The 19,394-nt window shown below is 44.1% G+C and carries 18 protein-coding genes; 3 read left to right on the top strand and 15 right to left on the bottom strand.

Features of this window, described 5'->3' with window-relative positions:
- Positions 1-81 precede the first annotated feature (81 nt).
- From FLAVO9R_RS08875 to cmoA, 6 genes are all read right to left on the bottom strand, one after another.
- A complete protein-coding gene (locus FLAVO9R_RS08875; RefSeq protein WP_159530578.1) occupies positions 82-1,836 on the bottom strand; it encodes a sugar phosphorylase in 1,755 nt (584 codons plus the stop codon).
- A gap of 6 nt (positions 1,837-1,842) precedes the next feature.
- On the bottom strand, positions 1,843-3,066 hold the full coding sequence (locus FLAVO9R_RS08870; protein WP_159530576.1) for a glycosyl transferase: 1,224 nt from the start codon (positions 3,064-3,066) through the stop codon (positions 1,843-1,845).
- A gap of 12 nt (positions 3,067-3,078) precedes the next feature.
- Positions 3,079-3,888 carry an HAD-IIB family hydrolase gene (locus FLAVO9R_RS08865; protein ID WP_159530574.1) on the bottom strand — a complete coding sequence of 270 codons (810 nt, stop codon included), beginning with the start codon at positions 3,886-3,888 and terminating at the stop codon, positions 3,079-3,081.
- Entirely contained in the window at positions 3,888-4,769 is an 882-nt protein-coding gene (locus FLAVO9R_RS08860) for a kinase (protein ID WP_159530572.1), read from the bottom strand. Before FLAVO9R_RS08860 ends, FLAVO9R_RS08865 begins: the two co-directional genes overlap by 1 nt.
- Positions 4,770-4,864: 95 nt before the next feature.
- On the bottom strand, positions 4,865-5,848 hold the full coding sequence (gene cmoB, locus FLAVO9R_RS08855) for a tRNA 5-methoxyuridine(34)/uridine 5-oxyacetic acid(34) synthase CmoB (RefSeq protein WP_159530570.1): 984 nt from the start codon (positions 5,846-5,848) through the stop codon (positions 4,865-4,867).
- 117 nt (positions 5,849-5,965) lie between these two features.
- Complete coding sequence (gene cmoA / locus FLAVO9R_RS08850) at positions 5,966-6,694, bottom strand: carboxy-S-adenosyl-L-methionine synthase CmoA (protein ID WP_159530568.1); 729 nt, start codon at positions 6,692-6,694, stop codon at positions 5,966-5,968.
- Between the two features lie 176 nt (positions 6,695-6,870).
- On the opposite strand from cmoA, the gene FLAVO9R_RS08845 reads away from it, so the two are divergent.
- Positions 6,871-7,506, top strand: a complete 636-nt coding sequence (locus FLAVO9R_RS08845) for a response regulator transcription factor (protein ID WP_159530566.1) — start codon at positions 6,871-6,873, stop codon at positions 7,504-7,506.
- A 101-nt stretch (positions 7,507-7,607) separates the two neighbouring features.
- On the opposite strand, the gene FLAVO9R_RS08840 is transcribed toward FLAVO9R_RS08845, so the two are convergent.
- The 5 genes from FLAVO9R_RS08840 to purM all read right to left on the bottom strand — a co-directional run bounded on the left by FLAVO9R_RS08840 (position 7,608) and on the right by purM (position 13,479).
- Positions 7,608-8,156 carry a CAP domain-containing protein gene (locus tag FLAVO9R_RS08840; RefSeq protein WP_246604375.1) on the bottom strand — a complete coding sequence of 183 codons (549 nt, stop codon included), beginning with the start codon at positions 8,154-8,156 and terminating at the stop codon, positions 7,608-7,610.
- Between the two features lie 118 nt (positions 8,157-8,274).
- Positions 8,275-10,737: an acyl-CoA dehydrogenase FadE gene (gene fadE, locus FLAVO9R_RS08835; protein WP_159530564.1), complete on the bottom strand. Its 2,463-nt coding sequence runs from the start codon at positions 10,735-10,737 to the stop codon at positions 8,275-8,277.
- Positions 10,738-11,088: 351 nt separating this feature from the next.
- Entirely contained in the window at positions 11,089-11,832 is a 744-nt protein-coding gene (locus FLAVO9R_RS08830) for a DUF3108 domain-containing protein (RefSeq protein WP_201299254.1), read from the bottom strand.
- Entirely contained in the window at positions 11,792-12,442 is a 651-nt protein-coding gene (gene purN, locus FLAVO9R_RS08825; RefSeq protein ID WP_159530562.1) for a phosphoribosylglycinamide formyltransferase, read from the bottom strand. The genes FLAVO9R_RS08830 and purN overlap by 41 nt, the downstream gene beginning before the upstream one ends.
- Positions 12,439-13,479, bottom strand: a complete 1,041-nt coding sequence (purM, locus tag FLAVO9R_RS08820; protein ID WP_159530560.1) for a phosphoribosylformylglycinamidine cyclo-ligase — start codon at positions 13,477-13,479, stop codon at positions 12,439-12,441. The genes purN and purM overlap by 4 nt, the downstream gene beginning before the upstream one ends.
- 277 nt (positions 13,480-13,756) lie before the next feature.
- Between purM and FLAVO9R_RS08815 the strand changes: the two genes are divergently transcribed.
- Entirely contained in the window at positions 13,757-15,127 is a 1,371-nt protein-coding gene (locus tag FLAVO9R_RS08815; RefSeq protein ID WP_159530559.1) for a DUF2066 domain-containing protein, read from the top strand.
- 10 nt (positions 15,128-15,137) lie between these two features.
- The gene (gene hda / locus FLAVO9R_RS08810; RefSeq protein ID WP_159534520.1) at positions 15,138-15,872 is read left to right on the top strand and encodes a DnaA regulatory inactivator Hda; all 735 of its coding nucleotides are present in this window, start codon (positions 15,138-15,140) and stop codon (positions 15,870-15,872) included.
- Positions 15,873-15,934: 62 nt separating this feature from the next.
- Here the strand turns inward: hda and FLAVO9R_RS08805 are convergent, their stop codons facing one another.
- The 4 genes from FLAVO9R_RS08805 to arsC are packed head-to-tail and all read right to left on the bottom strand — an operon-like array spanning position 15,935 to position 19,335.
- Positions 15,935-17,854 (bottom strand): hypothetical protein, encoded by a 1,920-nt coding sequence (locus FLAVO9R_RS08805; protein WP_159530557.1) that lies wholly within the window; start codon positions 17,852-17,854, stop codon positions 15,935-15,937.
- Between the two features lie 2 nt (positions 17,855-17,856).
- Entirely contained in the window at positions 17,857-18,276 is a 420-nt protein-coding gene (locus tag FLAVO9R_RS08800) for a DUF2069 domain-containing protein (protein WP_013784241.1), read from the bottom strand.
- Positions 18,266-18,982 carry an NAD(P)H-dependent oxidoreductase gene (locus FLAVO9R_RS08795; protein ID WP_159530555.1) on the bottom strand — a complete coding sequence of 239 codons (717 nt, stop codon included), beginning with the start codon at positions 18,980-18,982 and terminating at the stop codon, positions 18,266-18,268. Before FLAVO9R_RS08795 ends, FLAVO9R_RS08800 begins: the two co-directional genes overlap by 11 nt.
- A complete protein-coding gene (arsC, locus tag FLAVO9R_RS08790) occupies positions 18,982-19,335 on the bottom strand; it encodes an arsenate reductase (glutaredoxin) (RefSeq protein ID WP_159530553.1) in 354 nt (117 codons plus the stop codon). Before arsC ends, FLAVO9R_RS08795 begins: the two co-directional genes overlap by 1 nt.
- Positions 19,336-19,394 lie beyond the last annotated feature (59 nt).

The raw sequence follows: 19,394 nt of genomic DNA, 5'->3' as shown, positions 1-19,394 counted from the left end.
GTGACGAAAAGGAAATTATAACAAAAACGGCGCTATAAGCGCCGTTTGGAAGAGGTCAATGGAGAGCTCAAGAATGTGAGGTTACTCAAAGTCTTGGTTGCTTATCCAAAGCACTTGATAGGGTTTCAATTGCAAAAAGGCATCCGACAAGGAAATTTGTTGACGAGTCACAAGATCTATCCAGTTATCGGTACCAATTAGGTTGATATCAGATAATAGAATAGTTTGCTCTTCATCCGACACATTACTAATACAGAAGATACTTTGCTTTCTGTCTAAGCTTTGTCGCCAATAACCGAAAATACTTTCGTTAAGCTGCAACGTGAATTGTGTGGCATTCGGGTGGAATGCTGGCTGAGCTTTACGAATTCGAATTAACTGAGACAATCGCGTCAGCACTTTGTGGTGCTGAGAGTAGGGCGAATCAAGCAAAGCTTCGAGCTCTTTGAAATCCCAACGTCTGCGGTTAATTGAACGGTTTTGCCCTGTATTAGCCACTTTTTCATAGTCGTTAGACGTACCTAATAAACTATGAATATAAATGCCTGGAATGCCTTCCATTCCCAGCATAATGGCATGCGCACAGATGAATCTGTCTATCTGCCATTTATCAGGGCCTTTTGTCGTTCCCTGTAACGCATCAAATAATGTGATGTTTATTTCATAAGGCTTTTGCTGCCCATGATCAGATGCACGCCACGAAATCTTGCCACCAAAGTTTTGCATGGTATGCACAAGTTCTGAAATTTCTTCATCGTCTAGCAACCCTTCGGCAGGGCGAAGCCCAATACCATCGTGGGAAGCAATAAAGTTGAAGTATGCCGTACCGTTTTGCGCAGGTGGCATGCTCATCATCCAACTCTTTAAGTACTTACAATTACCCGTCACCAAGGTGTTTACCAATAGTGGCGGCAATGAAAAGTTATAAATAGCATGGGCTTCATTGGCATTACCAAAATAGGTCAAGTTTTCCCTATTGGGAATATTGGTTTCAGTAATGATAATAATAGACGGGTCGACATGTTCAATCAGCGTGCGAATTAACCTAATAACCTCATGAGTTTGAGGGAGGTTAATGCAGTTAGTGCCAACAATTTTCCACAAAAACGCCACGGCGTCTAAACGGAATATTTTTGCACCCTTATCGATATACAAACGAATGATATCAATGAACGTAAGAAGTACCTTAGGGTTCCTGAAATCAAAATCAACTTGGTCGTGACTGAAAGTACACCAAACATGTTTAGTTCCATCTTTGGTTTCTGTTTCACGCAATAGCGGCGAAACCCGTGGTCGGGTAACGATAGACAAATCGTCAGCGGGATCTCCAGTAAAGAAAAAATCTGAACCCGGGCCTTCACCTTTAATGAAATTATCGAACCATACACTACGCGCAGAACAGTGGTTAATCACCAAATCAGTCATTAACCCATAGTCTTTCGCAATGGCTTCTATATCATCCCAACTCCCCAATGCTTCATTCACACTTGAATAGTCGATAACCGAAAAGCCATCGTCTGAACTGTATGGAAAGAAAGGCAGAATATGCACGTTGTTAATGGTGTTCTTGCTATATCGGTTTAAAAAGCGATTGAGGGTAACGAGCGGACGCTCGTCACCATCAATAACGCTATCACCATAGGTGATCATGACAATGTCTTCCTCATCCCAATAATTGGAATGAGATGGAGGAAGCGCAATATCATCATCAGGCTTAATGCCCATGGTTTCCATTAAAGACATGGTTAAGCTTTCTAATGAATGCTCAAGGGGCACGTCAGCATAGATATATTCTAGATGGTGCTTTACTTTGTCATGGAGTACTTGCCATGTCATTGTCTATTACTCCATAAATTCTGCGGTGTCAGCTTCAACGGCCTCCAGCAAGCGCTCAAGAATATCAGGCACAGCGCTGGTGACTCGGTTCCAACTTGGAATGAAAGGGGTTTCCATTGGGTTTTCCAAGAAGTTCTGACCAGCTTTCATGATATTACTGGCGAACATTTCAACTGCTTTCTCTTCACTGTGAATATCAAGAGTAAGACCATTCATGACTGCGTCGTTGTGATAGGTCTCAATAAAGTCTAGTGCAATTCTGAAATAGGTGGCTTTAATAGAGCGGAACATCTCGTTACTAAAGGTATAACCTTGGGTAGCCAACTTTCTAAAAATGGCTTTAGTAATGTCGATAGACATTTTAGATAAGCCACCTTGATCGTCATTTAATGATAGGTCTTGGTGTTTATGATCGTAAATATCACAAATGTCGGCTTGGCAAAGACGGTTGTGCGAATAGTTGCGGTGCATTTCAGACAAGACACCAATTTCTAAACCCCAGTCGCTAGGAATGCGAATGTCATTTAGTACGTCGCGGCGGAATGAAAATTCACCGGCTAATGGATAGCGGAAACTGTCCATAAACTCGAGATATTCGTTATCACCCATAATACGCTTGAGTGCACGTAATAACGGCGTAACGAGTAAGCGTGAAACTCGACCATTAATTTTGCCGTTAGCCACGCGGGCGTAGTAACCCTTACAGAACTCATAGTTAAAGTTCGGGTTTGCCACCGGGTAAATTAGTTTAGCTAACAAATCTTTATTGTAGGTAACGATATCACAATCGTGAAGCGCGACAGATTCGGCACGATTTGATGCCAACACATAGCCCATGCAATACCAAACATTACGGCCTTTACCAAGTTCTTTTGGCGCAAGTCCTTTAGACTGAAGTTCTTCATCCAACGCCTTTAAACGAGGTCCGTCGTTCCACAATACACGGTGGTGCTGAGGAAGTTTGTCGAAAAATTTAAGTGCATGTTGATATTGCGCTTTATCGGCGCGATCTAGTCCTATTACGATTTCGGATAAATACGGAACATCTGTCAGTTCATTAACAATATGAGGCAACGCCTCACCTTCAAGTTCCGAGAAAAGGGACGGCAAGATAAGCGCCATCGGACGTTTCTGAGAAAAGCGGAGTAATTCGGCTTCTAGTTCCTCTGTTGGTCTACGAGACAAATTATGTAAAGTTGTAACCACACCATTTTGATAAAAATCAGCCATGTGTCCTCCTGATTATAGGGAAAGCAATTGAGTTAGCATTTCGTTCCAGCCTTCGGGGCCAAGTAACGTGCTGGTATAAACCTCGTCTTTTTTAACGGAAGGCGGAGGATTTACCGGAGATAAAATTCGTATAGCGATATGCGCTGCTTCAAGCATAGCAATATCGTTTTTACCATCGCCGAGGGCAATAGTTTTAACATGACTCTCATGTTGTCTTTGGTATTCAGCCGCTAGCCATTTAAGGGCTTGGCCTTTGTCGCAATTGCCAGATACATGGATAAATCGTCCGCCCTCTAGAGGATAGGCGCCACGCTCTTTTACTGCCGCTATAAACTTTTGTTTGTTTTCATCAGAACCTGTCCAAAGTACTGGTTCACCAAATTGACGTTTAGCTGCTAGGGCTGCGGATGCTTCATCTAAGCCGGTACTGCTTTGAATTTCTTCTAAACTCATTTGTGAAAACTGTTTGAACTCACCTTCAAAATCCGCTTTGATTTTATCCAGCAGTTTGATCCAGTAATTTTTATTGGAGATGAACGATTTACACCAGTAACCATCCACCCATACGGTTCCACTAGGTTTCTTTTTGAAAAAACCATGTGGAATGAATATCGCCGCGCCATTTTCAATAATAAATGGTCCAGTAAGGCCAATTTGCTCTCGTAGAGGTTGTAGCTCAGCAAAGGTTTTACTGGTGGTTGGAATAACCGGTATATCTCGTGACTCTAACGCTGTTAAAGCAGGTTTCGCCGCCTCGAATGAGTAGGTATGGTGGTCTAACAGCGTGCCGTCCATATCGGTGAAAACTAGCGTTCTTGTCATTATTTTACTTCCTCGCCGGTTATAGTTCTTGTTTCATCTAGCGAATACACAGTGTCACACTTTATTGGCAATGTTTTTAGTGCATGCTCGGTGAGTCGTTGGTAATTCTGAATAAATTGCGCCACTTGTTCATCGGACATTACCCCTGTAGATGCACCCTGCGTAGTTACAGCAAGTTTATGTTCTTGCTCTAACCGCCAGCGGTAGACACAGTCAAACGAGGGAGCTTTTAACATAACCCGATAATCGATTTGATCAAACAAGCTTTGATATTCATTTGATAATTCAGTATTAACAAATGAACGCCAAATACCAAGGGGATCTTGGTTTTCTTCTAAACTATTTATAGGTTGTTTAATATCAGAAGCGCTTTGTGGTGTTACCGCAACGCACCATCCTTCTAAAATAATGATATCTGGTGGCGCCGACACCACAGGCCATTGATTAACAGGGAAGGGGTCGTCTATGGCTTTATTGAAACGGGGAAGGGCAACTTGACCGTTCCTTTTAAGCTGCTTAAAGGTGTTAAGCGCAAGAGGCATATTGTGCGTACCGGGTACACCTCGGGTTGCTAAGAGAGGGTGAACCTTAATCGACAGCGCGTTTCGCTGAGATTTGTCTAAGTAAAAGTCATCAATAGAAAGGCAAACCACTTTTTTGGCGTAAATGCTGGTTAAATACGCGCTAATAAAATCGGTAAGCGTAGATTTTCCCGAACCTTGGCAGCCATTAATTCCGACCACCAATGGAACGTTGTTTGAATTCTTTGCACTCTCTTGGTGCTTAAGTAGCCGCTCGCATAATGGGATGAACCATTTCTGTGCAGTGTCTGCATACGTACTTGGTAGCTGATGTGTCTTTAAAAACCCATGTATGTCCATGTTGCAACCCTATTAAATGCAGAATACGTACATCATGGGGATTATAGGTTACAACATTTATGCCAACATCTCGGTTGCATTACATAGGGTTGAACTTATTTACGATCCGCAACAATCACGGCTCGTTGTGGTGCAGGATACCCCTCAATGGTGCGAGTAATATCTTCAGGGTCGAGAAAATCTTTCAATGACTGACCTTCAATCCACTCTGTGGCACGTTGCTCATCTAAGGTGGTGAAGTTTTTATCGACAACGCGAATATTTTCAAACCCGAGTCGCTCTAGCCACACTGTTAATGCGTCTGTGCTGGGTAAAAACCACACATTGCGCATTTGAGCATAGCGTTCGCCCGCCATTAAAACAGTCTGCGCGTCACCATCAACCACCAAGGTTTCTAATACCAATTCACCGCCTTTTCTTAGTTGATGCTTCAGTTGGGTAAGAAACTGGATGGGATCTTTACGGTGATACAGTACGCCCATAGAAAAAACGGTATCAAATGCATTTAACGGCTGCATCTCTTCTATACCTAGCGGCAAGAAATGAATGCGATTGTCAGGAATAAAGTGTTTGATAGCTTGAAATTGAATGAGAAACAGCTGTGTAGGGTCGATACCAACTACCCGAGACGCGTCGCGTCCTAACATACGCCACATATGATAACCACTACCACAGCCCACATCGAGCACGGTTCTGTTTTTAAGTGGAGATATATGCGGGGCAACCCTGTCCCATTTCCAATCTGAACGCCATTCGGTATTAACGTGAATGTCGTGTATATGGAAAGGGCCTTTTCGCCAAGGCATAAACTGTTGCAGCAACCCTAATATCTTCTTCTGGGTATATTGGTCTATATCATCCGCTTTACCAATTCGAACTTCATCAACAAGGGTGGTGGACGAAGGTGTCGTGGTTGGAATTTTTGCAAGTAGACGACACCACTTATCGAATTCACCGTGTTTCTGACTCTTTTGCCATTCATTCATTTGCGCAGGCAGGGTTTGTAGCCAATGCGCTAAAGGCGTATCTAAAATAGATTTATAGCAGTCGTTAAACCACGCTGATTCTGGTTTCGTCATATTATTCTCGGTGTTCTTAATTGTGCATCTCGGTGCTTTTGGTTCTAGCTCACGGTATTTGGGATGCTAATTATAAATGTTCAGGAGGTATTACTACTTCTTTAACCGCTGTGCCCGCTACTTTATTGCCACCAGCGACGTAAAGTTAAAGCACTTAAACCACATCACCACATCTTTAAAGCCAACAGACTTCAGACGGGTTTCGTGTTCGCTGAAGGTATCGGTAAGCATAACTTTCTCGATGGCCGCGCGTTTTTGGCTTACTTCTAATTCGCTGTAGCCGTTGTCTCGTTTAAATTGATGGTGCAAATCTATCAGTAGTTCATTGCCAGCAATGGTAGGGTGCTTAATTTTTTCTGAAAGAATCAAAACACCACCTTCATTCAAACCATCGTAAATTTGTTTCAGTAGGGCTTCTCTATCGGCAGGCGGAATGAATTGTAAAGTGAAATTCATTACTACCATAGAGGCGTTTTCTATTTGGGTATCTTGGGCGTTTTGCTGAATGATGGAAATTGGGTTTGGCAAATTGAAGGCTTGAACCATGCGTCGACAACGGTCAACCATGGCATCGGAACTATCAATACCAATTATTTCACAGGGCACATCTTGTGTAGCGCGAGCAACAGAAAAACTTGCTGCACCCAAGGAGCAACCTAGGTCATACACCTTCGTATTTGGTTGTACTTTTGTTTTGGCCAATTCACCTATGGTATGAACAATTGTTTCATAACCCGGTACTGAGCGTTGGATCATATCGGGAAAAACGTCAACTACTGACTCATCGAATGAAAAATCTGCTACCTTTTTAAGAGGGTTGGCATAAAGTCTGTCGTGTTTTTGCACAAAATGTACTCAGCTAACGGGAATTTGGTCGGCAATTTTACCCTCACAAATTTAAATGCCAATGGAAAACAGTAAAAAAATCAAATAAAGCGGTGATTTTTAACGAATAGGGCTTTTAGAATTAAATCGAAAGTATTAACCTAGGGATATAAGAACTAAAGGAAGTAATAACGCTAATGACAAGAATTCTAGTAGCAGACGATCACCCATTGTTTCGTGAAGCACTCAGCGGAGCGTTAGAACCTTATTTTGAAAACGCGCAGATTCTTGAAGCCGGAAGCCTTGATGCTGCGCTGGCCGTTTTAAATGAATACGACGGCATTGAGTTGGTCTTACTCGACTTAAACATGCCAGGCGGTGAATATTTTAATGGCATCATTTCGTTGCGTGAGCAATACCCTAATATACCTATCGGCGTAGTGTCGGGTAGCGACACGGTAGAAGTGGTTGCGCAGGTAATGAGCTTAGGCGCTCAAGGCTTTATCCCTAAAGTGTCAGCAACACGTGAAATGGCGCAAGCTATTGTTGATATCATAGCGGGTAAAAAATGGCTTCCTGAAGGTATGGAAGACGAACTTGAGAAAGTAGACGACGAATTGAAGTTGTTGCTTCAACGTTTCAGAGAGCTAACGCCTAAACAAATTCAAGTATTGTCATTCCTTCGTGCTGGCTTAATGAACAAGCAAATAGCCCATGAAATGAATGTAACTGAAGCGACGATTAAAGCGCACATTAGCGCAATTCTACGTAAGCTAGAAATCAATACCCGCACGCAAGCAGTATTGTTGATGGACAAGCTTCAACTAAGCTAGTCGTACAAGCAAGCGTTACAAATTAAAAAAGCCGGTGTTATTAAAAACACCGGCTTTTTTGTTTTTACTGCAATTGCCACAATTTTTAAGAGTGTAGTTCACTATTGCATTGGGGTAATTTCACCATTTTCGGTAACAATGCCTAGCCCCTTATCGGGCACTTCACTAAACGATTGCTGTTGTGCATCACCACTTAGTTTAGTGAGATAAATTGCCCAGTATTCTACATGTGGCGTTTTATAATCTTTAAAAAAGGCGATCCCGATTTCATTTTGTTCAGCATAAAAAGGAATTTCACCAAGCAAATGCTGTTTGTGGGAGAACGAGCTTTTTAATGCGTGCCACACCTTTTTAGCTGTTTGATAACCACCAGCCAATGCCTCAACCTGATTGCTCATCGCATCGCCGTAATACGACGGGAGTGTTAACCCTGCGTTTCGCAAACGTGTGTTTGGGCTGCCACCTAAGAAATGCGACACTAAACCTTCTTCTGCCATGTCTTTTGCCTTTTGCTCTGCAATGGCAACTAGGGTGGGGTTACAGTGAATTTGGGTTCGGGCTTGGTTTTTATCATTCACAATAAGTTGGGCAAGTTTTTTGGCTTGTTCCGAATTACCACACTGAAAGGTATCAGAAGGTAACGAAACCATGGCGTGTTGCGATTCTGCCTGAGCAGGCGCAATCACGAGCAAAGATAACCAAAAAATAGCAGTCACTTTAGTGCATAAAAAAAGGCCGCCGAAGCGGCCCTTTTTGAGAAGGGTTAAACTAAGCAGCTTTGCCTCCTCGTTTCTTTATTTCGCTAGAAGAGTTAACCTTAGCCACTAATTCTTCGTGGTCAAAATCGTCCACGTTAATGGTTCTCAGTCTTCCTGCTTCTGTACGACGAAGTAAGTCAGCTTCTTCTTCATTAATGATGTCTTCACTAAGCGCTTCGTCTGCTAACGCCGCTAAACGTGTGAAAGGCAGTTTCGCTTTCTTATGTTTGCAAATGCGCTCGAAGATTGGCTCGGCTGCTAACACGTCATCAAGAGTCTGTTCTAAGTCACCGAACAAGTTACCTTCTTCACGAGACAGATACTGACCATAACCTAAGCGACTACGTGCGCTACAAGGGGTTTGCAGCATTTGCGCAATAGCATGCTCGGTTTTATCAGAAGGCTTACCAACACGACGACCAAACGGAATAACAATACCACGAAGCACAATACCAATGGCTTTGTTAGGGAAGTTCGCTAAGAAGTCATCAATGGCTGTTTCAATGTCATGCAAGGTGTTTTGCATTGCCCAATGAAGTAGTGGTAAGTCTTCTTTTAAGCGACCATCTTCGTCAAAACGTTTCAAGGTAGTACTACCTAGGTACAAGCCGCTTAAAATGTCACCTAAGCGTGCAGATAAGCGCTCACGACGTTTTAAGTCACCGCCTAACACACCCATAGAAACATCAGTAAGCAACGCTAAGTTTGCACTGTAGCCTTGTAACAGCTTGTAGTAGTGAGCCGTTTCGTCAGTGAAGGGTGCACTGCTAAATACGCCACTTGTCAGCGAGAACCAAACACTACGAACGGTATTTGAAATGGCAAAACCAATGTGACCAAATACGGCTTTATCAAAAGCGGTTATGCTTTCTTTCTTGTCTTCAATTGATGCGGCTTGAATTTCTTTCAATACGAAAGGGTGACAGCGCATTGCGCCTTGACCGAAAATCATCATGTTACGAGTAAGAATGTTCGCGCCTTCAACAGTAATTGAAACTGGAACACCTTGGTAACCACGGCCCAAATAGTTATTTGGCCCAAGCATTACGCCCTTACCGCCATGAACGTCCATTGAATCATTTATAATCTGACGCATCTTTTCAGTAAGGTGGTATTTACAGATTGCCGAAATAACAGACGGCTTCTCACCCAAATCAACACCAACTGTTGAAAAGCGTGTTACGCCATCCATCAAGTACGCATTACCACCGATACGGGCTAGCATTTCTTCCACGCCTTCCATATGGCCAACAGGCATACGGAACTGACGGCGAATACGCGCATACGCACCCGTTGCCAATGATACAGATTTAGCGCCACCTGCAGCAGAAGACGGTAGGGTAATACAACGGCCTACTGATAAGCATTCAACCAGCATACGCCAGCCTCTACCTGCCATTGCTGGGCCACCGATGATGTAATCGATTGGAACGAAAATGTCGTTACCGCGAATAGGACCATTTTGGAAAGGCGTATTTAGCGGGAAGTGACGACGACCAATTTCTAGGCCCTTAGTATCGCGAGGGATAAGTGCACAAGTAATACCTGGCTCTTTATTCTCACTTAACAAACCGTCTGGATCTTGAAGCTTAAACGCTAGACCAATGACCGTAGCCACTGGCGCAAGGGTAATATAACGCTTGTCGAAAGTTAGGCGCATACCTAGCACTTCTTCACCGTTCCACTCGCCTTTACATACCACACCGACATCAGGAATTGCGCCGGCATCTGAACCCGCTTCAGGGCCCGTTAATGCAAAACAAGGAACTTCTTGACCTGCCGCTAGGCGAGGTAAGTAATGGTCTTGTTGTTCTTTTGTGCCATAGTGTTGAAGTAGCTCACCTGGACCTAACGAGTTAGGAACACCAACCGTACTTGAAAGTACGGCGCTAACGCCAGCAAGCTTTTGAAGAACGCGAGACTGAGCGAATGCTGAAAACGCTAGGCCGCCGTATTCTTTTTTGATAATCATGGCAAAGAACTTATGTTCTTTAAGGTATGCCCAAATTTCAGGAGATAAGTCGGCATCTTTATGGTTAATTTGCCATTCATCTACCATTGAGCATACTTCTTCAACCGGGCCGTCTAGGAACGCTTGTTCCTCAGCCGTTAAGCGACCTTTTGGAATACGGTGAAGTTTTTCCCAATCAGGCTTACCACTGAAAATATCACCGTCCCACCATACTGTCCCTGCATCGATTGCTTCTTGCTCGGTACTAGACATTTCTGGCATTACCTTTCGGTAAAACGCTAATAACTTTTTAGTGATGTGCTGCTGACGAATATTAGAAAGGGTAAACGGCAGCGTAAGTGCTAGGAATACAATCCAACCAAGTAAACCAATATCACCAAATAGAGTCCCTAATATCATGACTCCGCCAGCAATACACACTGCTGTTACTAAGCTGGTACGTTGATAGCTGGCAACGGCCAAAGCTAACACTACCAATAAAAACCAAATAAAATCTGCCATACTTCGCTCCTGAAAAGGCGTTAAATGTAACGCTCATCGTTCCTCTTATTTTGGTTCATTACGCATGATTGTGCGCAACTATCAAATTGAGGTCAGACCAGCATGGGTTAAACCTATTATTTAATGGCTCAAAGATCAAGATTTTTACATGAATTTTGCATTAAAAGTAATGGTTATAGTGCAAGTTAAACTGCGGTATATATGGGTTGCCAAGCTAACTTGTTGTCAACCACGTGGCATGATAAAGATTTGTAGAGAAAAGAGAAAAGAGAAAAGAGAAAAGAGAGAAGAGAAAACAGGTGGGGCTCATCCATCGATGATGTCCCCACCTACAAACAGTGCAAGCAACGTTTACTGAGTGGCGTAAGACTTCAATTTAATATCGCCTTGTTCTTCACCATCTTTAAATTGCTGCAAACGCACCAAGGTATAGTTTAATGATGGAGCAAACCACGCAAAGGTTTCACGGGTTTTAGAGTCGCGAATAAGTTTTACTTTCACCGTGTCGAATTCACCGTAAGGTAATGACAGGCTTTCGTTAGCCACCACTTCTACACCGTAAGTACGTAATTCACCACGATAGTTAACAAAGTCGTAGGTTAGGTTAGTTTCGCCAGAGGCTAATTGGTTTGCCAAGTCTACGCGGTAAATTTGGTTGTCGAACTGGCCGTTCCAAACAAATTCTTCGCCATTCTCAACCGCTATTTTGCCGCCGTTATCGGTGTTGAAATTAACGGTGAGCTTTTTATCTGGCCCTGTACCTGTGCGAGTATAATGATACTCAATAGGTAATACGGTACTGTCTTCTACTTTAAAAATAGAGTGCTCGTAGCGTTTGTCAGATAAAAAGAATTTTGACACTTTGGAAGAGTAAGTGAGGGAATATTGTGTATTGCTTAACGCTTCAAGTTTAATGCGAGCTTCGCCCACATCATCGCCCCATTTGTAAGCCGTATAAACTGCCTCGTAGGGTTGAAGTTTACTCTCTGTTGTATCGGCTGCGTGGGCGCTAGCGCCCACAAAAGCCAAAAGAAACGCTGCTACATAGCTGCGTTTACTCGTTTGCATAACCCGATTCTGGGAGTTCTTGCTCATCTAGGATAGCCTTATTATTTACCATCTTAAGTCGCCCCGCACTGAACCAAGAAAGCACTAATGGGTATATGCGACGCTCCTGTTCTTGAACACGATCTGCTAAGTCTACCGCAGTGTCATCTTCGAAAACCGGCACGCGGCTTTGAATGATGACTGGGCCGCCATCTAACTCAGGCGTAACAAAGTGCACGCTAACGCCGTGTTCTTCGTCGCCATTATCAATGGCTTGCTGATGCGTATTCAATCCTTTGTATTTGGGCAACAAAGAGGGATGAATGTTCACTAATTTTCCAGAAAAAGTATTTACAAACTCAGGCGTTAGGATACGCATGAAGCCCGCAAGTACAATATAGTCTGGATTTAATGATTCAATTTCAGCTTGCAATGTCTTGTCGTAGCTTTCCCGACTGTCATGCTGCATGTGGTCTAGGCTAATTGCGGTAATACCGGCTTCTTGCGCACGGGTTAAACCGTACGCATTAGGGCGGTTACTAATAACACCACATATTTCAGCATCGAGCTTTTCAGCGCTGATGTTATCAATAATGGCTTGTAAGTTACTGCCGTTACCTGAAATTAAAACGCAAAGTCTGGTTGATGGAGTGCTCACGCGTTTATCTCAACTTGCTGCTCACCGTCTTTGGCTTGAATGTCACCAATTAACCAGGCGTTTTCACCGTGCTCTTTCAAGGTTGCAATAGTGGTATCTACATCAGCTTCATTAATAACAATAACTAAGCCCACACCACAGTTGAACGTACGGTACATTTCATGACGAGTAACGTTGCCGTTCTCTTGTAGCCAGCTAAATACTGAAGGCCACTGCCAACTTTTCTCGTCAATAACCACTTTTGCATCATCAGGTAATACGCGAGGGATGTTTTCCCAAAAGCCGCCGCCAGTAATGTGTGAAATGGCGCTAACTTCCACTTTCTCAAGCAATGCCAATACAGATTTTACATAAATACGGGTAGGCTCAAGTAAATGCTCGATAAGCGGTTTGCCGTCTAAATCTTGATTTACGTCGGCGTTGCTCACTTCTAAAATCTTACGTACCAGTGAGTAACCGTTAGAGTGAGGACCTGACGACCCTAGTGCGATAAGTTTCTGGCCAGGCTTCACTTTAGTGCCGTCAATAACCTTTTCGGCTTCAACTACGCCTACGCAGAAACCTGCAATGTCGTAATCGCCGCCATGGTACATTCCCGGCATTTCTGCGGTTTCACCACCAATTAGGGCACAACCCGCTTGCTCACAACCATTACCAATACCGGTTACTACCGATGCAGCAACATCAACATCCAGCTTGCCAGTTGCGTAATAATCTAAGAAAAACAACGGCTCTGCGCCTTGTACAATAAGGTCATTAACGCACATAGCAACCAAGTCGATACCCACACCATCGTGACGGTTTGCATCCATAGCAACACGAAGCTTAGTGCCTACACCATCGGTTCCAGAAACCAGCAACGGGTTCTTATATTTTGTTGGAAGCGAACATAATGCGCCAAACCCACCAAGGTTTCCTTTTACTTCCGGACGGTGAGTCCTTTTAGTAACGGATTTAATACGGTCGACAAGTTGGTTTCCCGCATCAATATCGACACCAGCATCTTTATAACTAAGAGAGGTTTTATTTTCGCTCACGTTTGCGCCCTAGAACTAAGAGTAAGAGGTAGAAAAACGCGGATTCTACCAGTAAGTCACCACAAGTCCAATTGACTAAGGCGGATAAGGGTCAGATCATGTGAAAAAAGTGTAATTTGAGTATGAATTACCTTTTTTAGCGGCTTCAAACTTCGTTTTTTATATTTATAGATGAAATAAACATGAATATGACAGAGAATAGCGGGCAACGATCTTTTGACGTTGTAGTGGAGTAGTGAAGAAATTGATTTCTTATCGGAACAGGAAAATTAGGCGTATGTTTCAGCAACAATTAATTCGCGGTGTAGGGGTGGCAATAGCGGTGTGCACAATGAGTGCCCATGCTACGCAGCACGTGGTGGTTAATGAAGCACAGATACCTGTTAGTGATCAGAGTCAAAAAACACAAGCCAACGCAGTAAAAAAAGCCCTAACTCAAGTAATGGTGAAGGTATCAGGAAATACCGAGGTGTTGCAGAACCCTGGCGTAAGGGCCGCACTTAGAACGCCTGAAGCGTACCTTCGCTCGTACCGTTTTTCCTATTCAGGCAACGAAACCTATTATGTCGCTGAGTTTGATAAAACTAAGCTGACTGAGCTGATGAAACGTGAAGGCCTGCCTTTGTGGGGCGAACGTAGACCAGAAACTATTGTGTGGTTGGCCACAGAAACCGACGATAACGAACGCATCATTTTAGATGAAAGTACACCAACGCCTGTAGGGGAAATGTTGGTTCACACCGCGAAAACCCGCGGTGTGCCGGTAAGCTTACCGCTAATGGATTTAACCGATTCAGCCAGTATTTCAATTTACGATGTGTGGGGTAGGTTTGTTCAGTCTTTAACAGCATCATCGCAGCGTTATGGTGTTGATAATATTATTGGCGCTCGCCTATATAAAAATACCCCTGGCGAGATGCCGTCTATCCCTGAAGGGTTGCCTGCTTCGTCTGGAACTGGTGAAGGTGGTGTTTACCAAGATACTAATTACGAAGATAATAGCTACGCTGATAATGAAAACCAAAATGCGCGTGCAGGCACAGAGCAACCACTAAGTGGTCAACTCGATTTAGATGAAGTTGATGGCGTGAATCTGCAGGCAAACGAAGAACAACAAGCAAGCCTTGTAGGCGATGAAGTATCAACTGCGATGGTGAATGAAGTGCAAGCATTGCCGCCTTTCACGATGGACGAATTCACCCAATACGCACAAAAAGCGCAAGAGGGAGAGTATGCGCTTGATTGGGTGTTTGTGGGCAATGGCAAAGTAAGCTACGGGTCTATTTTCGCCGATGAACCCACCTCTCTCACGCAGCAATTGGTTGATGCTTATGCCAACTATCTATCTTCACAATATGCAGTGATACCCGGTGCGGTAGACGCAGAAAGAGTGCAAATCTCTGTGTCGGTTGCCAACGTAGACTCATTGAAAAAATACGCTAATGCTAATGCGTATTTGAAAAGCTTAAGCGTGATAGAAGAAGCCATGTTAACCGGCCAAACCGGTTCCGTAGCCACGTACAACTTAACCTTGCTTGGTACCCCGGAAGATTTACTCAATACGGTAAGGCTTGAATCTAAACTGCGGCCTGTAACAGATTCCTTCGGTCAAGTTGTAGAAGGATATACTTTTTACTGGAATGAATGACCCCCTTGCTATGCAGCTAACTCTCCCTGTAACGCTACCCACAGATGAAACCTTTGACAGTTTTATTGATACAGGAAACCAAGAAGTGGTGGCGTTACTTAAGGGTATTCCAAGTGCTATGCCTGCATGGCAGGATGCGCCGTCGTTGGCATCGCTTTCTGCACTACATCTGCCATTGGTTACCCTTTTAGGTGGGCAGGGGTTAGGTAAAAGCCATTTACTGTATGCCTTGTGTCATCAACTGGCGCAGCAAAACGTGAATCACCTTTATCTGAATTTAAATGGCCATGCCCAGTGGTCTTTTGATATTTTTGATGGGTTAGAAAACCTTTCGGTTATCTGTTTAGATAATATACATGCCATTGCTGGTCATCCGCGATGGGAAGAAGCCTTATTCGACCTTTTCAATCGGGTGATAGAAAACCCTCACGCACTCATTGTTGGTAGCAGTCAGCATGGACCGTCACATCCCGCATTTCAATTACCCGATTTAAGTTCTAGGCTTGCGTGGGGCGTAATTTATCATTTAACGGCGCTTAATGATGAATCGCGTAAGGAAGTGGTTCGATTGCGTGCTAATCAACGCGGATTGCGGTTGTCAGAACAGGCATTGCAGTTTTTGCTGCACCACAGCGACCGAGATTTACGTAGCTTGTTAAGCTTACTAGCAAGGCTTGATACCCGTTCATTGCAGGAACAAAAAAAGCTCTCGGTGGCGATGGTTAAGCGAGAACTCGGGCTTTAATTAGCACAGCTTTATTCCTGCCGCTATCGCTCTGCGGTAATATCAGTACCGGGTTTCTCTTCCTAATATTGACGCTCTTCAAGCTTCTCTTGTGCTTTTATAATCGCATTCTTTTCATCGCTTGTTAGCTCAACACTACCGTCATTGTCTAAATCCACCGTATTAAACCACGTGCTTCCGGCAGGAAATAAAGTCGGTGTTGGCATTGCAGCTTGAATAGCCGGAATGTCGAGTTCGGGTAATACGCGGCTAACCGCATAATCTGCTCGTAATTGAAGGTTGTCATCGTTTATACGATCTCGTTGCCCCCAAGTGACATTATAAGAACCATCGTCTACTGCATCACCCGAAAATATACCCACATCGGCACTGGCGCCCATTCGATAAAGCATCATGAAACGCTCGACCAAATTAGCAAAGTCTTCTCTTTCGGTATAATAGGAATAAAAGGTCACTGCGCCGTCGCTTGCAAACCAATTGGCTACTTGAGCCGCTGAATAAGCGCGCTGTGTACTGTTGGCTTCATCGCCGCCGTAGCGTACCTGCGCCAGCGCATGCAGTTGAGATGAAGTCAGTGGCAAGGTGTTTTCAAGGCCTGTAGATAAAGGCGTGTTGTTGTTAACGTAGTTTAAAGGTGTATTACTGTTAGATAAGGTCGACCAAGTTGTGTAGTCGAAGAAATCATTCGCATGGGCGAGTTCGTGGTACATCAACCATGTTAGTGCGGCATCGACACCTTGTTGTGTACGGGTTGACCTTGTTGACGCTGCCAAGCCAGTTTGTGGGTAGTAGTATTCAGCGTCTTTCACATATCGCCAAAAAATAGAAAAATCTAAATCACTACCAAAGCCGCTACGATAGTCGGGCTGGGTATTAATGGTGTCTCGTTCTTCAGGGCTGCGCCAAAAATTATTCGCGTCCAGATAAATAGCACCGGTAACCGCCCAATAAAACGAGGGGCGAATATCGTAAGAAATCACAACCGCACTGGTTGCTCTTAGCATTTGTAGCAAATCTTCGCTGCTGTTAGAGGTTTGTAAGAACTGCTCGAATGCTTCTCCCATCCAAGGGTGAGACACATAGGTTCTATCTAAAATATCATCAATTGTTGGCGATTCTGTTTGCTGCCCAATAAGAGGAAGTTGGGCAAAGGTGCAGCTTGATGTTAGTTCATTGTTGTATACACAAGCTTCCAACGCAGAGGCATAGGGGCTATTCGGGCGGTACGCTAGCATGTGCGAAGTAACGGTTTCTGGAATACTGCCTGAGTCGTCAACGAAATACGCATCCGAATTTATATCAATATTTTTTATCACTACCTGAACGGTATCGGTTGAGGTAGAACCATCATCGAAAGTTAGCGTAGCTTGAATTTCTGCAATGCTGTCTGCGCTGACTTGGGGTGCTTGAAAATAAAGGTTGTAGGATAAATCGTCGTCATCAAAGGTAAATGCGGGTATGGATGCCCCGGATAGCTGTTCCCAGGTAATGTCCGTTACGGTTTTTAAACTGTTGTTATCTACGTGCAATGAAACGCGGCCACCTTCGCTGGCTTCGTGACCTAAGCGTAAAATGGCTTCAGGGGGCTGATCTTCAATAACGGTAAGGCTAAGCTCGTGGGTTAAGGTTTCGTGGGTAGAGGTTTCGCCGCTTGAAAACGATGCGGTAACCGAAATAAGGTATTCACCGGCCGCCGTAACATCGAAGCCTATGGCTTGGGTGTGAGAGGCAAGAGGAGCGATACTGCCTGCTTCCGTGCTTGCACCACTCACCGCATTAACAGTCCAATTTACGCTGGTGATTGATGTGCCTGATGGGGCAATAACGGCAAAATCGGCAGAGTCGCCAGCAATGAGTTCGCTGGCGCCATGAATGGTTAGACTGGGTGGCGAAGATGGGGTGGGTGTAGTGACATTGCTATCGCCTCCTGAACCGCCGCATCCGTATAATGCCAGCAGTGAAATTGGTAGTAGCCACTTCATTGTTATTCCCCTTGTTCGAAATGCGCCTTTTCTTCTTGCATAACTTGTTTAAGTTTTTTCAATCCAAGGCCAAGTTCACGTCCACGTTTGCGCGCAAACGCGCTGCAGCCAACAAACATTCCTACACAAAGCAGAATTTCAATTGCTGCATACCAGCGTTCTTCAGGCACTGCATAAGCCACAGTACAGCCGTGCATTAGATAAAACAGTACCACGAAATTTGCCCAAGCGTGAGTATACGGCTTACCTTGTATAACGCCTTTGTAAGGTAAAAGTAACGGCACTAAATAAACTAGCGTAATAAATATTGGTGAGTACGTTAGCGTTTTATTAAGAAAAAACTGCCACGCAATAATCCACACAATTAATAAGGTATGACAACCCAGTGCCAAATAACGATAAAAACGCGTATTAGGCGCCATGTGTTGTCTCCTGGTTATTTGCATGCCACAAAGCACTGGCTAAGTTTGCCAGACGTTTACCTTGAGCAATACATAAAGATTTTTCATCTTCGGTAAGTGTGACCGCATTATCTAGGGCCACATGGCTCACACCGTAAGGGCTACCACCACTTCGCGTGTGATGAAGCGCAGGCTCGCTGTAGGGCAGGCCGCACATCACCATGCCATGGTGAAATAGCGGAATCATCATAGACAGCAGCGTTGATTCTTGACCGCCATGCATGGAAGAGCTTGATGTAAATACACACGCAGGCTTATTAATTAACGATCCTTTTAACCATTGGCTGCTGGTGCTGTCTAAAAAATGCTTCACTGGTGCAGCCATGTTACCAAATCGCGTAGGGCTTCCTAGGGCAAGCGCGCTACACTGCTCGAGTTCTTGTAAGGTTACCGTGGGGGCTGCGTTAGGGTTTGCCTCTTTTAAACTAGCATCTGCATTTTCTTCGCCTGAGCCCTGATCACTTGAACTATTCGAGTTAATGTTTAGGCTTGCCACGCTGCGCACTATTACTTCAGGTCGTACAAATGATGCAGCGGTAGCCGGTGATGCAGAGATAGCATTGGCTTCCATGCTTGATAGTTCAGCCATTGCCCCATGTGCTATAGCATCGGCTAACCTTTTGGTACTGCCATGGCGGCTGTAATAAAGAATTAAAATAGGGCCCATTATACGATTTCCAGTACGGCCTCTGGCGGCCTTCCAATACGGGCTGTATTGTTGTTAATCACCACAGGGCGCTCAATTAACTTAGGGTGTTCTACCATAGCGGCGAAAAGCTGCTCATCGGTAATATCTGCACCACCTAATGCATTCGCTTTATAGGCTTCTTCTTTGGTACGCATCATGTCTCGCACATTTTCTATGTTAAGTTGCCCGAACAAGGTGTTAAGTTCATCGATACTCAGTGGCGTTTTTAAATATTCTACTACGGTAGGCGAGATACCTTTTTCTTCAAGTAGTGCTAAGGTTTGGCGGCTTTTAGAGCAGCGCGGGTTATGTAAAATAGTAACCGAAGACATAATGTCGCCTCATCGTTAAATCATTGCCAAATTTTGGCGCTGACTATTGCTTGTTTGAA

The organism is Alteromonas sp. 38 (assembly GCF_902506055.1).
Lineage (GTDB): Bacteria > Pseudomonadota > Gammaproteobacteria > Enterobacterales > Alteromonadaceae > Alteromonas > Alteromonas lipotrueae.
This window is presented reverse-complemented; position numbering and strand designations above follow the sequence as displayed.